This is a genomic window from Streptomyces sp. NPDC001668 (assembly GCF_042893155.1).
In the GTDB taxonomy this organism is placed as follows: domain Bacteria; phylum Actinomycetota; class Actinomycetes; order Streptomycetales; family Streptomycetaceae; genus Streptomyces.
Genome location: NZ_JBIAUQ010000007.1, coordinates 131654 through 149378, shown reverse-complemented (window position 1 = coordinate 149378; position 17725 = coordinate 131654). Strand labels below are relative to the sequence as shown.

14 protein-coding genes are annotated in these 17725 nt (G+C 72.3%); 8 read left to right on the top strand and 6 right to left on the bottom strand.

Features of this window, described 5'->3' with window-relative positions; genetic code table 11:
• Window positions 1–26: 26 nt before the first annotated feature.
• Window positions 27–1772: a malto-oligosyltrehalose trehalohydrolase gene (treZ, locus tag ACFYZ8_RS22625; protein WP_359028817.1), complete on the bottom strand. Its 1746-nt coding sequence runs from the start codon at window positions 1770–1772 to the stop codon at window positions 27–29.
• Window positions 1773–1945: 173 nt separating this feature from the next.
• On the opposite strand from treZ, the gene ACFYZ8_RS22620 reads away from it, so the two are divergent.
• From ACFYZ8_RS22620 to ACFYZ8_RS22610, 3 genes are all read left to right on the top strand, one after another.
• The gene (locus ACFYZ8_RS22620; protein ID WP_007385491.1) at window positions 1946–2497 is read left to right on the top strand and encodes a DUF1707 and FHA domain-containing protein; all 552 of its coding nucleotides are present in this window, start codon (window positions 1946–1948) and stop codon (window positions 2495–2497) included.
• Between the two features lie 138 nt (window positions 2498–2635).
• On the top strand, window positions 2636–4000 hold the full coding sequence (locus ACFYZ8_RS22615; RefSeq protein ID WP_388537027.1) for a M14 family zinc carboxypeptidase: 1365 nt from the start codon (window positions 2636–2638) through the stop codon (window positions 3998–4000).
• Window positions 3997–4434 carry an SSI family serine proteinase inhibitor gene (locus ACFYZ8_RS22610; RefSeq protein ID WP_388537025.1) on the top strand — a complete coding sequence of 146 codons (438 nt, stop codon included), beginning with the start codon at window positions 3997–3999 and terminating at the stop codon, window positions 4432–4434. Before ACFYZ8_RS22615 ends, ACFYZ8_RS22610 begins: the two co-directional genes overlap by 4 nt.
• A 52-nt stretch (window positions 4435–4486) precedes the next feature.
• Here the strand turns inward: ACFYZ8_RS22610 and ACFYZ8_RS22605 are convergent, their stop codons facing one another.
• The 3 genes from ACFYZ8_RS22605 to glgX all read right to left on the bottom strand — a co-directional run bounded on the left by ACFYZ8_RS22605 (window position 4487) and on the right by glgX (window position 10696).
• Window positions 4487–5737 carry a M14 family zinc carboxypeptidase gene (locus tag ACFYZ8_RS22605; RefSeq protein ID WP_388537023.1) on the bottom strand — a complete coding sequence of 417 codons (1251 nt, stop codon included), beginning with the start codon at window positions 5735–5737 and terminating at the stop codon, window positions 4487–4489.
• Window positions 5738–5923: 186 nt separating this feature from the next.
• Window positions 5924–8275: a malto-oligosyltrehalose synthase gene (gene treY / locus ACFYZ8_RS22600; RefSeq protein WP_388537021.1), complete on the bottom strand. Its 2352-nt coding sequence runs from the start codon at window positions 8273–8275 to the stop codon at window positions 5924–5926.
• Between the two features lie 270 nt (window positions 8276–8545).
• Window positions 8546–10696, bottom strand: coding sequence for a glycogen debranching protein GlgX (gene glgX, locus ACFYZ8_RS22595; RefSeq protein ID WP_388537019.1), 2151 nt, complete (start codon window positions 10694–10696; stop codon window positions 8546–8548).
• A 195-nt stretch (window positions 10697–10891) separates the two neighbouring features.
• Between glgX and ACFYZ8_RS22590 the strand changes: the two genes are divergently transcribed.
• The 4 genes from ACFYZ8_RS22590 to ACFYZ8_RS22575 all read left to right on the top strand — a co-directional run bounded on the left by ACFYZ8_RS22590 (window position 10892) and on the right by ACFYZ8_RS22575 (window position 15279).
• Complete coding sequence (locus tag ACFYZ8_RS22590) at window positions 10892–11710, top strand: Tat pathway signal sequence domain protein (protein ID WP_388537017.1); 819 nt, start codon at window positions 10892–10894, stop codon at window positions 11708–11710.
• 58 nt (window positions 11711–11768) lie between these two features.
• Window positions 11769–13088, top strand: a complete 1320-nt coding sequence (locus ACFYZ8_RS22585; RefSeq protein ID WP_388537015.1) for a copper amine oxidase — start codon at window positions 11769–11771, stop codon at window positions 13086–13088.
• 114 nt (window positions 13089–13202) lie between these two features.
• Window positions 13203–14444, top strand: a complete 1242-nt coding sequence (locus tag ACFYZ8_RS22580; RefSeq protein WP_359028809.1) for an SAV2148 family HEPN domain-containing protein — start codon at window positions 13203–13205, stop codon at window positions 14442–14444.
• 112 nt (window positions 14445–14556) lie between these two features.
• Window positions 14557–15279 (top strand): 3'-5' exonuclease, encoded by a 723-nt coding sequence (locus ACFYZ8_RS22575; protein ID WP_388537014.1) that lies wholly within the window; start codon window positions 14557–14559, stop codon window positions 15277–15279.
• A 7-nt stretch (window positions 15280–15286) separates the two neighbouring features.
• On the opposite strand, the gene ACFYZ8_RS22570 is transcribed toward ACFYZ8_RS22575, so the two are convergent.
• Together ACFYZ8_RS22570 and ACFYZ8_RS22565 are read right to left on the bottom strand one after the other, a co-directional pair.
• On the bottom strand, window positions 15287–15796 hold the full coding sequence (locus tag ACFYZ8_RS22570) for a YbaK/EbsC family protein (protein ID WP_388537012.1): 510 nt from the start codon (window positions 15794–15796) through the stop codon (window positions 15287–15289).
• A complete protein-coding gene (locus ACFYZ8_RS22565) occupies window positions 15754–16722 on the bottom strand; it encodes a DMT family transporter (RefSeq protein WP_388537355.1) in 969 nt (322 codons plus the stop codon). The genes ACFYZ8_RS22570 and ACFYZ8_RS22565 overlap by 43 nt, the downstream gene beginning before the upstream one ends.
• 92 nt (window positions 16723–16814) lie before the next feature.
• Here ACFYZ8_RS22565 and ACFYZ8_RS22560 point away from each other — a divergent pair, with 92 nt between their 5' ends.
• Window positions 16815–17723, top strand: coding sequence for a LysR family transcriptional regulator (locus ACFYZ8_RS22560; protein ID WP_388537010.1), 909 nt, complete (start codon window positions 16815–16817; stop codon window positions 17721–17723).
• The last annotated feature ends 2 nt before the right edge of the window (window positions 17724–17725 follow it).

Genomic DNA, 17725 nt, shown 5'->3' with positions numbered 1-17725 from the left:
CGCCTGCACCGGAGGACCCCGTGAGGTCACGCCTGCAGCAGCACCACGCACGACTCCCCGGGCACCTGCAGCACCCCGTCCGCGCCCGGTGCCTCCACCGGCTCCCAGGCGGCCAGGACGCGGGCCTCGCGGGGCCCCAGCGGGATCGCCGCCGGCGACTTCGCGAGGTTCACGGCCACCCGGACGTCCCCGCGGCGGAAGGCCAGCCAGCGCTGGGCCTCGTCGTGGGCGACCTTGATGTCGGCGAGGTCGGGGTCGGTGAGGTCCGGCTGCTCGTGCCGCAGCGCGAGGAGCCGGCGGTACCAGGCCAGCACCCGCGCGTGAGGCTCGCGTTCGGGCTCGGACCAGTCGAGGCAGGAGCGGTCGCGGGTCGCCGGGTCCTGCGGGTCGGGCACGTCCTCCTCGGCCCAGCCGTGCGCGGCGAACTCCCGCCGCCTGCCCCGCCGTACGGCGTCGGCGAGCTCGGGGTCGGTGTGGTCGGTGAAGAACTGCCAGGGCGTGCCCGCCGCCCACTCCTCACCCATGAACAGCATCGGCGTGAAGGGCGCGGTCAGGACGAGCGCCGCCGCGCAGGCCGCCAGGCCGGGGGAGAGGGACGCCGCCAGCCGGTCGCCCTGGGCGCGGTTGCCGACCTGGTCGTGGGTCTGGGAGTAGCCCAGCAGCCGGTGCGCCGCCACGCGCGTACGGTCCAGCGGGCGCCCGTGGACACGGCCGCGGAAGCTGGAGTAGGTGCCGTCGTGGAAGTAACCGCCGGTGAGGGTCTTGGCGAGCGAGGCCAGGGGGGCGCGGGCGAAGTCGGCGTAGTAGCCCTGCGACTCGCCGGTCAGCGCGGTGTGCAGGGCGTGATGGAAGTCGTCGTTCCACTGCGCGTGCAGCCCGAGGCCGCCCTGTGCGCGCGCTGTGATGAGCCGTGGGTCGTTGAGGTCCGACTCGGCGATCAGGAACAGCGGCCGCCCCAGCTCGGCGGCGAGGGCGTCGACGGCTGTCGACAGTTCCTCCAGGAAGTGGCACGCGCGCGTGTCGGCGAGCGCGTGCACGGCGTCCAGGCGCAGGCCGTCGATCCGGTAGTCCCGCAGCCAGGACAGCGCGCTGCCCAGCAGATACGCGCGCACCTCGTCGGAGCCGGGGGCGTCCAGGTTGACCGCGGAACCCCAGGGCGTGTGGTGGGTGTCGGTGAAGTACGGGCCGAAGGCGGGCAGGTAGTTGCCCGAGGGACCCAGGTGGTTGTGCACCACGTCCAGGACGACCCCGAGGCCCGCCTCGTGCGCCCGGTCGACGAAGCGCTTCAGGGCCTCAGGACCGCCGTAGGGCTCGTGCACCGCCCACAGGGAGACGCCCTCGTAGCCCCAGCCGTGCCGCCCGGGGAAGGGGCACAGGGGCATCAACTCGACGTGGGTGACGCCGAGTTCGACGAGATGGTCGAGACGGGCGGCGGCCGCGTCCAGGGTGCCCTCGGGCGTGTAGGTGCCCACGTGCAGCTCGTAGAGGACCGCTCCCGGCAGTGCACGGCCCGACCACTGCGTACGCCAGGCGAAGTGCTCGTGCTCGACGACCGCGCTGAGTCCGTCCGGGCCGTCGGGCTGACGGCGCGAGCGCGGGTCGGGCAGGACGGGGCCGTCGTCCAGCGCGAAGCCGTACCGGGTGCCGTCCCCGGCCTCCGCTTCTCCCCACCACCAACCGGGACGTTCCGGATCGCGCTCCAACGCCTGCGTGGCGCCCTCGCGATGGAGCGTCACTCGGCCGGCCTGCGGTGCCCACACCTCGAACTGCACGGACGGTTCCCCTTCGTCTGCTCACCGTGATGTAGCCCGTCCATGGTGCTTCAAACGAGATCAATCCGCCTGAGAATCCTCCCCTTTGCGGCAGGTGTCGTCAGGCACGCGCGCGCGGCGGCCGTTGTCTCGTTTTCTGGACACCCGGGGTTCACTGCCCGACAATCACCAACGTGACGTCGTCCTTCGAGTTCAACACGTACCCCGCGCGGCTGTCCGACGCGGAGCGCGACAAGGTGCTGAAGGTGCTCCGTGACGGCGTCGCCATGGGCCGCCTGTCGCACGACACGTTCGTGCGCCGCATGGAGCTGGCCCTGATCGCGCGCCGGTCCGACGAACTCGCCGTGCTCACCGCGGACCTGCCCCAGGAGAGCCGGGTCTCGCGCCTGGTGTTCGGCACCGTCGAGGCGGTCTCCGGCTTCACGGTGCGGCTGCGCAGGGCGTGGCAGGCCGAGCGCCTGCCCAAGCTGCTGCTGCCGCACCCGGGCAGCGGCCACGCGCTGCGCATCGGCCGCGACCCGGCGAACGGTCTGCGGCTGACCCACGAGACGGTCTCCCGCGTCCACGCCGAACTGAGCCGTCAGGGCGGCATGTGGGTGCTGCGCGATCTCGGCTCCACCAACGGCACCACGGTCAACGGCCGGCGGGTCATCGGCGCCGCCGTCGTCCGCGAGGGTGATCAGGTGGGGTTCGGCCGGATGGCCTTCCGGCTCGCGGTCAACTGAGCCCGACCTCACCTCTGGCCTGGGCTTTACGTGCGGTCGCGGCCCAAAGCCCTTTCCGTCGCGCGGTGTTGACGTACCTCCCAAGTCGTGACTGACTGTGCGTACACCATGCACACCAGGTGAACCGACGGCACCACATTGTGGAGGTGTGCCCTGCCGCCCCTCCTCCGCTACCCGACCGTCGAGGAACTCGGCGCACGGGCCGCGGCCCTCGTCGCCCGCCATCCCGCGGACGCCCGGCTGCGGCGCGCCGGCACCTCCCGGGCGGGCAACCCCCTGTGGCTGCTCTCCGTCGGCCACGGCAGCCGCCAGGCCCTCGTCGTCGCGGGACCGCACGCCAACGAGCCCGTGGGCGGCGGCACCGTCCTCAGACTGGCCGAGCGGGTCCTGGCCGACCCCCGCCTCACCGTCGAGGCCGACGCCACCTGGAACCTGCTGCTCTGCCTCGACCCCGACGGCCTGCGCCGCAACGAGGGCTGGCTGCGCGGCCCGTACTCCCTCGACCGCTACTTCCGGAACTTCTTCCGGCCCGGCTTCGGCGAACAGCCGGAATGGCTGCCCGACGGCGCGGACGCCGCCGCACTGCCGGAGACCCGCACCCTCCTCGCCCTCCAGGACGAACTGCGGCCCTTCCTCCAGTGCTCCCTGCACGGCGTCGACGTCGGCGGCGGCTTCGTCGAACTCACCCGTGACCTGCCCGGCCTCGCCCGGCGCGTCGCCCACACCGCGGCCCGGCTGCGCATCCCGCGCGAACTCGGCCCGTACGACACCCTCTACTGGCCGTGCCTCGGGCCCGCCGTCTACCGGATCCCGCCGCCCCGCCGCGGCGACCTGGTCGCCGCCATCACCGAGGCCGCCGTCGAGTCGACCTGGTACCACCCGCACCGGCACGGCACCGTGACCGCCGTCGTCGAGGCGCCCATGTGGGGCGTGGCCGGCGTCGAGGACGGCAGCACCCCCGCCGACGCGGCCGCCGTGCTGCGTACCGTCAGCCACACGCTGCGCCGCGACGCGAGGCTCCTGGAGGACGTCCTCGCACGGATCCGCCCGCACGTCTCGGCCGCCCCCGACGCGGCCCGGCTGCTAGCCCCGGTCGAGGACTACCTACTGGTCTGCCCGGGAATCGCCGACGCCTGGGACCCCGACGTCACCGACGGCGGCCGCCCGCTGCCCCCGCTCAGCACCGGTCATCTGGCCGCCCTGCGCATCGCCGGACGGCGCCTCGCCCTGCGCACCGCCGGACTCCTGCACCAGCTCGTGACCCGCGCGGGCACCGACCCGGCCGGCGCGCTGCCGGAACTGGACCGGCTCATCGACCTCTGGTGCGCCGACTACCGGGACGGCTGCGGTGCCCGCTGGATCCCGGTCCCGCGCCAGATCGAATACCAGTCCCGGGTCGTGCTCGCCGCCTTCGAACTCGCCGCGCGGCACGCGCCCGCGTGCTCCCGTTCGGGTGAGCCGGGCTGGGGATCCGAGGCCGCCGTGCCGATGCACCTGGAATGACGCACACGATCACAACGGCGGCGGTACGGCGAGCGGCCCACGCGGCCCTGACGGCGGCGGCCGCCCTCCTCCTCGCCGCCGCGGCCCCCGCGACGGCCGGGACCTCCACCGGCGGCCTTCCGGGCGGCGACCACCTCTTCCTCATGGTGACCAAGGGCGACGACCGCTCCAGCGACACCCGCGGCACCCTCCTGCTGTGCGACCCGCCCCAGGGCCACGGCCGCGCCGCCGAGGCCTGCGCCCAACTCGACTCGGTCGGCGGCGACATCGACGCCCTTCCGCCCGCGCACGTCTACTGCCCGATGATCTACGCACCGGTCACCGCCCAGGCCCGCGGAGAGTGGCACGGCCGACCGGTCGAATACCGGCAGACCTTCTCCAACGCCTGCGTGATGGGGGCGCGGACCGGGGCGGTCTTCGCACTGGAGGACTGACGCACGGCTCCGGCGCGCGGTGACGCACGCACGCGCGTGGAGCGGTGTCGGCTCAGTCCGCCCGTCCGCGCGCGTGCCGCGCCACCGCCACGACCGTACGGGCCTGGTGCTCGACCTGGTGCTCCAACGGCACCCAGCGGGCCCGGAAACGCTCCGCGAAGGCGTCGCTCCACACCTTGACGAGCCGTTCGAGACGCGGCGCCGCGCGGTCGTCGGTCTCCCGCAGCACCCGCAGCAGCATGGCCGCCGCCCGCAGCGGCAGCCGACGGGAGAACGCGTCCACACTGCCGATGTACGCCCGCGTGCCGTCGGCGGGCCGCGTGTGGATCCAGTCCGAGGCCAGCCCCGGCACCAGGTCGAGGCCCCAGGTCGCGGCCCGCAGCAGCGGCCCGTCGACGCCCACCAGCCGCGGCCGCGCCTCCGCCAGCACTCCGTCCACCGCCCGCGACTGGCGCAGCAGCCGGTCCGCCAGCCGCCGCATCGCCGCCTCCGGAGCCGGATGCGGAGCCGGATCGTCCACCAGGTCGCTCGCCCACATCGGCACCTCGACCACCGCGGTCAGACCGCCGTACAGGTGCGCGTGGTGCCAGGTGCTGCGCCGCGCGTCGTCCGGCATGCTCGGGTACGCCGCGCCCGCGCCCGGCGCCGGCATCACATGCACCCCGGGCCCGGAGGCCGGCCAGCCGGCCGCGTCCGAGGCCCCCGTCTCCACCGGAATGTGCAGCTCCACGGCGGACTTGAGGAACGGTTCCGCCAGCCCCGGGACGTCCTTCGTCAACTGCACCCAGCTGCCGCCCAGATCGGTGCCGTGCAGAGTCACCTGGAGGTACGGCCGCAGTGCGTCGATCACCCCGGTCAGGGCGCGGGTCTCGGGCGGCAACCGGTCGGGCGGCAGCATCGCCGGCGCCCACTCCGGCTGCTCCTCTCCCGCCGGCCGGAAGAACCCCAGGTGGTAGTCGAACAGACTGCGCGGCGCCGGGGTGACATGGAGACTCGCCCCGTCCGGATCCGCGCACAGCAGGAAGTGCCAGGACGTGTCCGCTCTCAACTCCCGCCCGGCCAGCACCCGTCGGGCCACGGCCAGGGCCGCGGGGCCGCCGGCCGGCTCGTTGGAGTGCGCACCCGCGACCACCAGGACGGCCCGCGGGGCATCACCGACCGACAGCAGATGCAGGGGCCTGCCCGCGCGCGAGACACCCACCTGCCCCAGCCGGCAGACGCCGGGCCACTGTGCGGCCAACGCCCGCGCGGACCGGACCAGTTCGGTCGCCGTGGGGTACCGCAGCTCCGGCAGGAGACTCACCCCCGATAGTCCGACCGGCCTCGCCTTCCGCAGTACCCCACCGTCTCGGTGAGCTGTCAAGCACGCCATGGGGGAGCCTCCGGGGGGCGCCCAGAAGCATTTACCGGTAACCGGAAAGGCGGTGGACGCCGGCGGGGGTGTCCGCCTGCGGTGGCGGCCCGACGCGCGGTCCCCGCCTGCACCTGGTCAGTCCGCGGCGATCCGCTCCAGCAGCGCCACCGGCGACTCGCCCAGAAGCTCCGCCACGCGCGCGTGCCCGGAGAACTCCCGCTCCGGGACGAGTACATCCCGCCAGCGGCCCGGCGGCAGCGGCAGCACCGTCTCCCGCCAGCCGCCCGCCTCCGCCAGCCGCAGCGACAGCCTGGTCACCGCGGTGACCACCTCGCCGGAGCGCACGAACGCCACGCAGTGCGCCGCCGCGGGCCCCTCCGCGGCCAGCGGCGTGTACGTCGCCGCGTCGCCGAAGACGTCCGGCCGGTGTCGGCGCAGCCGCAGCGCCGCGGCCGTGAGCGCGCCCTTGTCGCCGGAGTCCTCGGGCGGGAACGGCGCGGGCCGCCGGTTGTCCGGGTCCACCAGCGCCAGGTACCTGCCTTCCGTGCCCTGGTACACGTCGGGCACCCCGGGCATCGTCAGCTGCACCAGGGCCGTGCCCAGCTCGTTCGCCCGGATGTGCGGCTCGAGACGACTGCGCAACGCGGCCACCCGCTCGCCCTGCGGCCCGCACGGCCCGGCCGTGACGAACTCCGCCACCGCCTCCTCGTACGCCGGCTCCTGCTCCGTCCAGCTCGTGTACAGCCCCGCCTCCCGCACATGCTTCAGCAGCGCCTCCCGTACCCGTTCCGGGGCCGCCGGGCCGAGTCCGAACACCGTCTGCCAGGCCGCCCACGCCAGCTGTGCGTCCGGCACGCCGTCGCCGGCGCGGGTCACCTCGGCCAGCGTGTCCGCCCACCGCTGCGGGCACTCGGTGAGCACGGCCAGGGCCGCGCGCACGTCGGCACTGCGCTTGGTGTCGTGCGTCGACACCACGATCCCCGTCAGCGGCCAGTCGCGCTGCACGCGCGTGCAGAAGGCGTGGAACTCCGCGGGCGACACCGCCGGGGCCCCGGGGTTGCCGCCCACCTCGGTCGCCGACAACAGCGGCACATACCGGTAGAACGCCGTGTCCTCCACGGACTTGGCCCGCAGCGCCGACGCCGTCTGCGCGAACCGGGTCCGGAACTCCACATGATCCGGCCCGTCACCCCGCCCCAGCACCAGATCCCGTACGACGTCCACGGCGCCCGCCTCCTCGGGGACCACGAAGGCGAGCCGGGCCTCGGCCGCGGCCTCCTCGGTGACGACTGAGGCGGCGTCCGAGGAGTTGTAGGGCCGGTAGACCTCCATCCGCACCAGGAGTTCCTGGAGCGCGGTGCGCAGCGCCCAGGGCGCGCGGTCGCGCAGCGCGGGCTCCGGGGACACGGCACACACGCGGGTCGCCACCCGGGTCAGCCGCTCGGTCTCGGCGGCCAGCTCGTGCGTGATCACCTTGTACGCCGCCCGCCGCGCCGTCGCGGCCCAGTCGCCGCCGCGGTCGGTCTGCGGGGCCGCGAACCGCCGGTACTGGCCGAGGAGTTCCCCGAACCCCGCGGGGTCCGTGAACAGCCCGTCGATGTGCCTCAGGGCGTCGTAGCCCGTCGTTCCCGCCACGGGCCAGGCGGCGGGCAGCCGCTCGCCGTCCGAGAGGATCTTCTCCACGACCGTCCAGCGTCCGCCGGTCGCCTCGTGCAGCCGCTGGAGGTACCCGTCGGGGTTCGCGAGGCCGTCCGGGTGGTCGATCCGCAGCCCGTCCACCACCTCCTCGTGCAGCAGCTGAAGGATCTTGGCGTGGGTGGCCTCGAACACCTCGGGGTCCTCGACCCGCACCCCGATCAGCTCCGAGATGCTGAAGAAACGCCGGTAGTTGAGCTCCGTACGGGCCAGCCGCCACCACACGGGCCGGTACCACTGCGCGTCCAGGAGCTGCGGCAACGGGAGTTCCTCGGTTCCCTCGCGCAGCGGGAACACGTGGTCGTAGTAGCGCAGTACGTCGCCGTCCACCGTGAGGTTGGCGAGCTCCTCACCGACCGGATGCCCCAGCACCGGCAGCAGCACCTGGCCGCCCTGCGCCTCCCAGTCGATGTCGAACCATCGCGCGTACGGCGACTTCGGGCCCTCGCGCAGCACCTCCCACAGGGCGCGGTTGTGGCGCGGGGCCATCGCCATGTGGTTCGGCACGATGTCCATCACCAGACCGAGCCCGTGCTCCCGCGCGGTGCGCGACAGCGCCCGCAGCCCGTCCTCGCCGCCCAGTTCCCCGCGCACGCGCCCGTGGTCCACGACGTCGTAGCCGTGCGTCGAACCGGGAACCGCCTCCAGGACGGGGGACAGGTGCAGGTGCGAGACGCCGAGCGACGCCAGATACGGCACGGCCGCAGCCGCGGCCGCGAAAGGGAAGGCGGGCTGCAACTGCAGCCGGTACGTGGCCGTCGGTGCCGAGGGGTCCGGGCGCTCAGGTGTCATGCAGAGCTACGTACCCGCCCTGCGGCCTTTCGTGTCATCGGGGTGCTCCATGTGCCCGGGGACGGGGACGGGGACGGGGACGGGGGCGGGGGCGGGGGCGGGGGCGGGGGCGGGGACGTCGGGACGGAACGGTTTCGTCGTGACGCCGAGGTCGCGACGGGACGGTGCCGTCCGTGACGGCGGCGAGGCGACGGCACGGTTGCGTCGCGACGCAGAACGCCACGACGGCACGGTTCCGTCCCGACGCAACCGTGCCGTCCCCACGTACACCTACACGGGCCGTTGCAACACCGTCATGCTCCGGTCCACCAACGTCAGCCGGTCCCCGGCCTGCACCTTCGCTCCCGTTCCCGGCGGCACCCCCTCCGGGCGGCCGGTGTCGACCACGACCTGCCACTGCCGGCCGTGGTTGACCGGCACCACGAAGTCCAGCGTCTTGGGCGAGGCGTTGAACATCAGCAGGAACGAGTCGTCGGTGATCCGCTCCCCGCGGGCGCCGGGCTCGGAGATCGCGTTGCCGTTGAGGAAGACCGTCAGCGCCGAGGCCTGCGCCCGGTCCCAGTCCCGCTGGGTCATCTCCTTGCCCTCGGGAGTGAACCAGGCGATGTCCGACAGGTCGTCGTGGGTGCCCTCCACGGGCCGCCCGTGGAAGAAGCGGCGGCGCCGGAAGACCGGGTGGTCCTTGCGCAGCCACACCATCGCGCGCGTGAAGGCCAGCAGCTCGGCACCGAGCCCCGCCGCCCCGTCCCCGACGTCCGCCCCGCCCGCGACGTCCTCCGGCCATCCCACCCAGGCCAGCTCGCTGTCCTGGCAGTAGGCGTTGTTGTTGCCGCGCTGGGTGCGCGCGACCTCGTCGCCGTGACTGATCATCGGCACGCCCTGGGACAGCATCAGCGTGGCGATGAAGTTGCGCATCTGCCGGCCGCGCAGCTCCAGCACCGCGGGGTCGTCGGTCTCGCCCTCCGCCCCGCAGTTCCAGGACCGGTTGTGGCTCTCGCCGTCGCGGTTGTCCTCGCCGTTGGCCTCGTTGTGCTTGTCGTTGTACGAGACGAGGTCGTGCAGGGTGAACCCGTCGTGGCAGGTGACGAAGTTGATCGAGGCCAGCGGACGCCGGCCGTCGTCCTGGTAGAGGTCGGAGGAACCGGTCAGCCGGGACGCGAACTCCGCCAGCGCGCGCGGCTCGCCCCGCCACAGGTCCCGTACGGTGTCGCGGTACTTGCCGTTCCACTCGGTCCACAGCGGCGGGAAGTTGCCCACCTGGTAGCCGCCCTCGCCGACGTCCCACGGCTCGGCGATCAGCTTCACCTGGGAGACCACCGGGTCCTGCTGGACCAGGTCGAAGAACGAAGAAAGCCGGTCCACCTCGTGGAACTGCCGGGCCAGGGTCGCCGCGAGGTCGAAGCGGAAGCCGTCGACATGCATCTCGGTCACCCAGTACCTGAGCGAGTCCATGATCAGCTGGAGGACGTGCGGGGACCGCATGAGCAGGGAGTTCCCGGTGCCCGTGGTGTCCATGTAGTACCGCTGGTCGTCGGTGAGGCGGTAGTACTGAGGGTTGTCGAGCCCCTTGAAGGAGAGGGTCGGGCCCAGGTGGTTGCCCTCGGCGGTGTGGTTGTAGACGACGTCCAGGATGACCTCGATCCCGGCCTCGTGCAGCGCCCTGACCGCCGATTTGAACTCCAGGACCTGCTGTCCGCGGTCGCCCCAGGAGGCGTACGCGTTGTGGGGGGCGAAGAAGCCGATGGTGTTGTAGCCCCAGTAATTGTTCAGGCCCATGTCGACCAGGCGGTGGTCGTTCACGAACTGGTGGACCGGCATCAGCTCCAGGGTGGTGACGCCGAGCTCCACCAGGTGCTCGATGATCGCGGGGTGCGCGAGCGCGGCGTAGGTGCCGCGCAGCTCCTCGGGCAGGCCCGGGTGCCGCATGGTGAGGCCCTTGACGTGCGCCTCGTAGATCACCGTCTCGTGGTACCCGATGCGCGGCCGCCGGTCGTCGCCCCAGTCGAAGTAGGGGTTGACCACGACCGACGTCATGGTGTGCGGCGCCGAGTCGAGGTCGTTGCGCTTGTCGGGCGCGTCGAAGTGGTAGCCGTACACCTCCTCGCCCCAGCGGATCGAACCGCTGATCGCGCGCGCGTACGGGTCGAGCAGCAGCTTCGACGAGTTGCAGCGCAGGCCGCGCTCAGGCGCGTACGGGCCGTGCACGCGGAAGCCGTAGCGCTGTCCGGGCATCACGCCTGGCAGGTAGGCGTGCCGTACGAACGCGTCACTCTCGCGGAGTTCCACCGCCGTTTCCGAGCCGTCGTCGTGCAGCAGACACAGCTCTACTCGGTCCGCGGCCTCCGTGAAGACCGCGAAGTTGGTACCGGCGCCGTCGTACGTGGCACCGAGTGGATACGCCTCTCCAGGCCAGACCTGCATGCAACGACTCTTTCAGCTCTCCCGCGCCGCGTGTGGCGGCTTGGCCCCGAGTGTCCCCGAAAGTGATGGAACCCCCTATGACTTACGTCCCTCTTACCGATCGACCAGCGCACAGGGCGATCACAGGATCGTCCTGAGCCGAACCATCAGGGGCAGACACGTACTCCCGGAGTACCCGGGGAGTAGGGGGAAGATGTGCGCAAGATAGTGCACCGCCACCTCGGGAAGGTGGTGGCAGGTGCGGCCATCGCGGTGGCCGGGACCGCCGTGATGATCGGGATCACCCTGCCAGGTACCGCGGGGGCGGACGACACGGGGGGTGGCAGGGCGGCCGCCGGACCGTCCGCGGCGCAGGCGGGACAGGGTGCGGACGGGGCCGTGGCGCCGGGGGTCGTCGAGAAGGCGCAGGCCGCCGAGGGCGACGAGGGCAAGGGCCGCGACCCGCTCACCGACGACGAGATCAAGCGGGTCGAGCAGATCGCCGTCAACCCGCAGATGATGAACTCCAGTGAGGACGTCGAGGGCGACCGCGGCCCCGAGCGGCTCACCGTGGACCTCGCCGACCCCAAGGTCGGCGAACTGGACGACCCGGACGCGCCCCGGCGCGCGAACGTGACGTTCTACGACTACCGGGATGACACCCTCGTCACCAGGACCGTCGACCTCGGCAGCGGCAAGGTCGTCACGACCGGCACCCAGCACGGCGTCCAGCCGCCGCTGAGCAGCGCCGAGTACGCCGAGGCCGCGACCCTTCTGATCGCCGACCCGCTCGGCGCGGACCTGAAGGCGGACTACAAGGACGCCACCGACAAGGACCTCACCGACGCCAACCAGCTGCTCCTCACCGGCGCCGTGTACCGGGCCGTCCCGGGCGGACAGCCCGCCGCGCTCGACAAGTGCGGCGAGCACCGCTGCGTGCGGCTGTTCCCGAAGGTGAAGAACGGCCCCTGGATCGACGCCAGGGCCTTCGTGATCGACCTGAGCGCCCGCAAGGTCGCCAAGCTCGAGAGCTGACCCGCCTCACTCCGTCCACTTTTCCTACCTGCTCCTTCCGCAAGGGAGTCATTTCTTCATGCGTGTCAACAGAATCAGCCGCGCGCGCAGGCACGCGGCCCTCGGCGTGTCCGTGGCCGCGCTGGCCGCGGGCGTCACCGCCGGTGCGGGACCGGCCGTCGCCCAGCCGAAGGCCGCCGCCGCGCCCGCGGCGGAGTGCAGCAGCGCCTACAAGATCGAGCAGAAGCTCTCCAGCGGTACGACCTGGCGGATGTGCTGGCGCTACGACAGCAAGGCCGGAATGGTCCTGGAGGACATCTCCTACCAGCCCAAGGGCGAGCCCAAGCCGATCAAGGTCCTCAACAGCGCCCGGCTCGGCCAGATCCACGTCCCCTACGACGACGGCAGCGTCGAGTACGACGACCTGACGGGCTTCGGTTTCGCGCAGGGCCTGATGAACCTGGACCCGGGCGAGTGCCCCGGCGGCACCATCAAGAGCGTCAAGGTCCCCGACTCCTGGGACCCGGACCGCGAGAACGTCAACGGCCTGTGCACCACGACCCGTTCGCGCGGTCACGCCTACCGCATGCAGGGCGACAGCGCGAACAAGGTCTACCAGGCGCAGGGCAAGGACCTGCTCGTCTACTCGGTCAACCAGGTCGGCTGGTACGAGTACATGACCGAGTGGCGCTTCCAGGACGACGGCACCATCACCATGAACCTCGGCGCCACCGGCAGCCTCTCCTACGAGGACTACGACGCCGGCGACGGCCGCGGCTGGCCCATCGGCAGGGGCCCCCGTGCCCAGGCCACCAGCCACAGCCACAACGCCTTCTGGCGCCTGGACTTCGCCCTCGACGGCTCCTCCAAGAACCGGGTCGAGCAGTACGACTCGACGGTCACCGCGGCCGCCCAGGGCCGGCAGACCGCGACGGTCAAGACCACCCGCACCCCGGTCACCAAGGAACTCGCCGGCGACGCCAAGAGCTACCGCTGGTGGCGCATGGTCAGCGCGGTCGGCAAGAACAAGGACTGGCACCCGCGGTCGTACGAGATCGTCCCGGGCCCGAGCACCAAGTACCCGGCCCGCAGCTTCACCAAGCACGACGTGTACTTCACCGAGTACAACCCCTGCGAGCAGTTCGCGAGCAACAACACCGGCAACTGCGGTGCCGGAGCGGGGAACTCCGTCGACAAGTGGGTCAACGGCCAGACGCTCACCCACCCGGTCGTCTGGATGAACGTGGGCTTCCACCACATAGCCCGCGACGAGGACCAGCAGCCCATGCCGGTCCACTGGCAGGGATTCTCCATCGCCCCCCGGGACGTCACGGCTATGAATCCGCTCACTCCGGCCGAGCTCGCCGGGCAGAACGGCCACTGGGAGTTCGGTAGTTGAGAATCACCCTGTCCATCCGGCTGCACCGCCGACCGCTCCCGGAGTACCCTTCCTTGATCGTTGGGTGGGGGCGGACCCTCGGGAGTCCTCGGGGGAGCGGAAGGCGGTGCGCGGGTGGGCTCGGGAGGGCTGGAGTTGCCCCCTGGTGACGAGGGTCACGAGGGGAACTCCTCAGACGCCCCGCCCGGCACGGTGTCCCTGGCCCGTCCGATGGACGCGGGAGCGACCATCGGGCCGGAGCTGGACTGGGACGCCGACGCCTGGCGCGAGGTGCGTACGCGCGCACAGCGGGCCGGCCGCGCCTACATCTGGCTGAACCTCGTCGAACAGCGGCTGCGGGCTGTCGTGGCCGCTGTTCTGCGTCCCATCTACGAACCCGTCCACGGCGACGACTGGGTGGTGGCCGCCGCCGGGCCCGCCGGACAGGAGTGGGTGCAGCGGGCGGTCGCGGTCCGCGAGGTCAGCCGCCGCAAGGGCTACTTGCTCGACCCCGCCGACGACAATGTCCTCAGCTTCCTGACCCTGCCCCAGCTGCGTGAGCTGATGGTGCAGCACTGGCCGTGCTTCGAGCCCTACTTCGACGACCGCCGGGATGTCGAACTGGCCCTGGACGAGCTGGAGGTGACCCGCAACGTCGTCTCCCGCAACCGGGCCCTGTCCGAGGCCGTCCTCGGCCAGGCCGAGCGCGCCTCCGCCAAGCTCCTCGAGATACTGGGCGCCGGCGGCGACGTACCGTCCGCCCGGCGGCTGCCCGTCGACGCGGTCGAGGACCTGGTCGGCGACCGGTACGCCGACGTGGTGGCCGTCCACTCCGACCGGGTGCGGCTGCTGCGGCAGTTCCCCGCCGAGGACATCTTCGGCGGCGCCCGCCGTCTCGACGCGGTCGGCATCGGCCTGAACCTCCTGGTGCAGAACTTCTCCGGCCGCCGCCTGGTGCGCCTGGCCGAGGCCGGCTGCCGGGTGCGGCTGCTGTTCCTGAACCCGGCCTCCAGCGCGGTCAAGCGGCGCGAGCGGGAACTCGGCATGAAGCGCGGCGAGTTGAGCCGCGCCGTCGAGATGAACATCCTGCACATGCGCCGGGTGCGGTCCAGGCTGCGCGACCCGGGCGCCTTCGAGATCCAGGTCTACGACGACACCCCGCGCTTCACGGCCTACCTCGTGGACGGCGACGGTTCGGACGGCATCGCGGTCGTGCAGTCCTATCTGCGCCGGTCCCGGGGCATGGAGGCACCGGTCCTCGTGCTGCGCAACGGAAACCGGGTCGTGAAGGCGGGCGATGTGGACGACATCGGTCTCTTCCCGACCTACCGCGAGGAGTTCGAGACGAACTGGGCGGATTCGCGTCCGGTGTCCTGAAGTGTCCCAAGTCGCGGCGGGCGCCAAGCGGAACGCGCCCCTCTGATTGTCAGTGGCGCATGGGAAGGTGGAGACCACTGGGGGAAAGCACCACCAAGAAGGGGGACCGCCCATGGGCTGGCACCAAGAGCTGCTGATCGGCTTCGACCTGGAGACCACCGGCACCGATCCGCGCGAGGCGCGCATCGTCACGGGAGCCGTGATCGAGGTCAGGGACGGGCAGCCCCTGGGACGCCGGGAGTGGCTGGCGGACCCGGGCATGGAGATCCCGCCGGACGCCGTGGCGGTGCACGGCATCAGCAACGAACGCGCGGCCGCCGAGGGCCGTCCCGCCGACCAGGTCGCCGACGCCATCGCGGACGTCCTGACGACCTACTGGAGGACGGGCGTCCCGGTCGTCGCCTACAACGCCGCCTTCGACCTGAGCCTGCTCTCCGCCGAACTGCGCCGGTACGGCCTGCCGTCCCTGCGCGAGCGCCTGGGCGGCCTCGACCCGGCCCCGGTCATCGACCCGTACACCATCGACCGCTCGGTGGATCGCTATCGCCGTGGCAAGCGCAACCTCGAAGCGGTCTGCACGGAGTACGGCGTCGCCCTCGACACCGCCCACGACGCGTCCGCCGACGCCCTCGCCGCGGCCCGGCTCGCCTGCGCGATAGCCGTCCGCCACCCGAAGGTCGCCGCGCTCGGCCCGGCGGAGCTGCACCGCCGGCAGATCGAGTGGTACGCGGAATGGGCGGCGGACTTCCAGAGCTTCCTGCGCCGCAAGGGCGACGCGACGGCGGTGGTCGACGGCACCTGGCCGCTGCGCGAGCCGGCCGACGAGACGGTGTGACCGGGCGTCACCCGGGCACGGGAGCCGCGACGGGCTCCACACGGGGCTTCGCCACCCGTTCGTAGTCGCTCCCCGACAGGCACAGCGACCGGTCGAGCCGGGCCGCGTTGAAGTACAGCCGGGGCTGCTTGACAACCTCCGGATCGGCGACGAGCTCCAGCTCGGGGTCGAAGCTGAACGGCAGGACCGTACCGGGGATCGCCCGGGCCAGCCGCTCGGCGGTCTCCGCATCACTGAACCCGACATAGCGCGCGGCGAACAGCGCCCGGATCGCGTCCAGGTCCACGCGCCGGTCCCCGGGGACGACCGCGAGGACGTTCCGGGTGGTCCGGCGGTCCACCTTGACCCGCAGCACGATGCATTTCGCGGCCTCGGAGGCGGGGTGCCCGCGCAGCGCGCACACGGCGTCGGTGGTGCCCTCGGGTTCGTGGTCGATCAGCCTGTAGTCGACGCCGGAGGTGTCGAGCAGGGAGATCAGACGGTCGTAGGTGTCGTGGGCGGCGTCGACGCCGGGCATCGGGTGTCCTCCTCAGCGGGGTGAACTGTCGTGCGGGGCTGGACAGTCGTGCGGTGGGCGCGTTCCACGGACTGCCCCCAGTAGGTGCCGGTGATCATCATGACCGCTCCGAGCCCGGTCAGTGCGGTGAAATGCTCGCCGCCCAGGGCGACTCCCACCGCGGCGGCCCAGATCGGCTCGGTGCCCAGCAGCAGACTGGCCCGGCTCGCCGAGGTGCGCTGCACCGCCCAGGTCTGGGCGAGAAAGGCGAACACACTGCAGAACAGGGCGAGATAGAGCAGCTGTGTCCAGGTGGCCGGGCCGGCGTGGGCCAGCGTCGGAAGGTCGCGCGCGGCCAGGGGGAGGAACAGAGCGGTGCCGACGAGGGTCTGCACGGTGGTGAGGTGCAGTGGCCGTATCGCCCGGCCCGCGGTGAGCCGGCCGACGAGTGCGACATGGCCGGCCCGGACGACGGCGGCGCCGAGCATCAGCAGGTCGCCGAGGCGGGGCGCGTGGAAGCCGTTGCCCGCCATGAGGAGCCCGACGGCCAGGACGCACACACCGGCGGCGGCGTAGAAGACGGGTGGCAGACCGCCCCGGTGACCGGTGCGGTCGAGGAGGGGGGTGAGGACGATGGTCAGGCTGATGATGAGCCCGGCGTTGGCGGCGCTGGTGTGGGCGACGCCGTAGGTCTCCACGACCAGGACGGCCGCCTGGGTGAGACCCAGGGGCACCCCGGCCCGGAGCTCCTCGCGGGTCCACCGGCGCGGCCCCCGCCGCGGGGAGGCCACGACTCCCAGACAGGCGAGCGCGGACAGGGCGTAGCGGGCGAAGAGCACCAGCAGGACAGGGAGGGCGGAGGTCGCCGTCTGGGCGGAGAGATAACTCGAACCCCAGACGATCGCGACCAGCAGGAGTACCGCGTCGGTACGGCGGGCGTCGGACACCTCCCCACGGTCCACCAGGAGCCCGCTGAAGCCCAGAGGCACTTTCTTAAACGATCTTTTAGTTCCGCTACATCGTTCCCTAGACTCAGGAGGTGGACGAACGACAGCTGCGGATCCTGCGGGAACTGGGCGAACTGGGCAGCGTCACCGCCGTCGCCGAGGCGATGCTGGTGACTCCGTCGGCGATCTCGCAGCAGTTGAGGCTGTTGCAGCGTTCGGTCAGGGTGCCGCTGACCGAACGCGACGGCAGACGGCTGGTGCTCACGGACGCCGGGCAGGCACTGGCGGGCGCGGCCATCGAGGTGGAGACGGCGCTGGCCCGTGCGCGGCACACGGTCGAGGAGTTCGTGGACCGGCCCGAGGGCGAGGTCTCGGTGGCCGCCTTCCACAGTGCGGGCGCGGCCTTCTTCCCCCTGCTGCTGCGCGCCCTCGACGATCCCGGCGCCCCGGTGCCGAGGCTGGCCGACGAGGACGTCCCGCAGGAGGACTTCCCCCGCCTGACCCGCGAGTACGACATCGTCCTGGCCCACCGCCTCGACCACGCCCCCGCCTGGCCGCCCACGGTGACGGCCACCACGCTCCTGCGGGAGCCACTGGACGTGGCCATGCCGACCGACCATCCCCTGGCCGCCAAGGCCCGGGTCACTCCGGCGGACGTGGCCGGCGAGCCCTGGATCACCGTCCACGACGGCTTCCCGGTCATGGCCACCATCGAGGCGATCGCGGCGGCAGCGGGCCACCGCCTGAACCTGGCCCACCGCATCAACGAATTCGCGGTCGCGGCGGAGGTGGTGGCGGCGGGGGGAGGCCTGGCGCTGATGCCCCGCTGGACCATGCGCCGGCATCCGGCGCTGGCCTTGAGGCCCTTGAGCGGAGTACGGGCGAGACGCCACATCGACGCCCTGTACCGGCCGGAACGGACAGCGAGAAGGGCGGTCCGCACGGTCTTGACGGAGCTGAGGAGGGCGGCACTTCTCATTCAGGGCGAGGAGACGTCTTAGGG

Excerpts from the sequence above, each read along its gene's own strand:
- glgX (WP_388537019.1), bottom strand. The coding sequence starts at position 10,696 with ATGCAGGTCTGGCCTGGAGAGGCGTATCCACTCGGTGCCACGTACGAC.
- ACFYZ8_RS22575 (WP_388537014.1), top strand. The coding sequence starts at position 14,557 with ATGGGCTGGCACCAAGAGCTGCTGATCGGCTTCGACCTGGAGACCACC.
- ACFYZ8_RS22610 (WP_388537025.1), top strand. The coding sequence starts at position 3,997 with ATGACGCACACGATCACAACGGCGGCGGTACGGCGAGCGGCCCACGCG.
- ACFYZ8_RS22570 (WP_388537012.1), bottom strand. The coding sequence starts at position 15,796 with ATGCCCGGCGTCGACGCCGCCCACGACACCTACGACCGTCTGATCTCC.
- treY (WP_388537021.1), bottom strand. The coding sequence starts at position 8,275 with ATGACACCTGAGCGCCCGGACCCCTCGGCACCGACGGCCACGTACCGG.
- ACFYZ8_RS22585 (WP_388537015.1), top strand. The coding sequence starts at position 11,769 with ATGCGTGTCAACAGAATCAGCCGCGCGCGCAGGCACGCGGCCCTCGGC.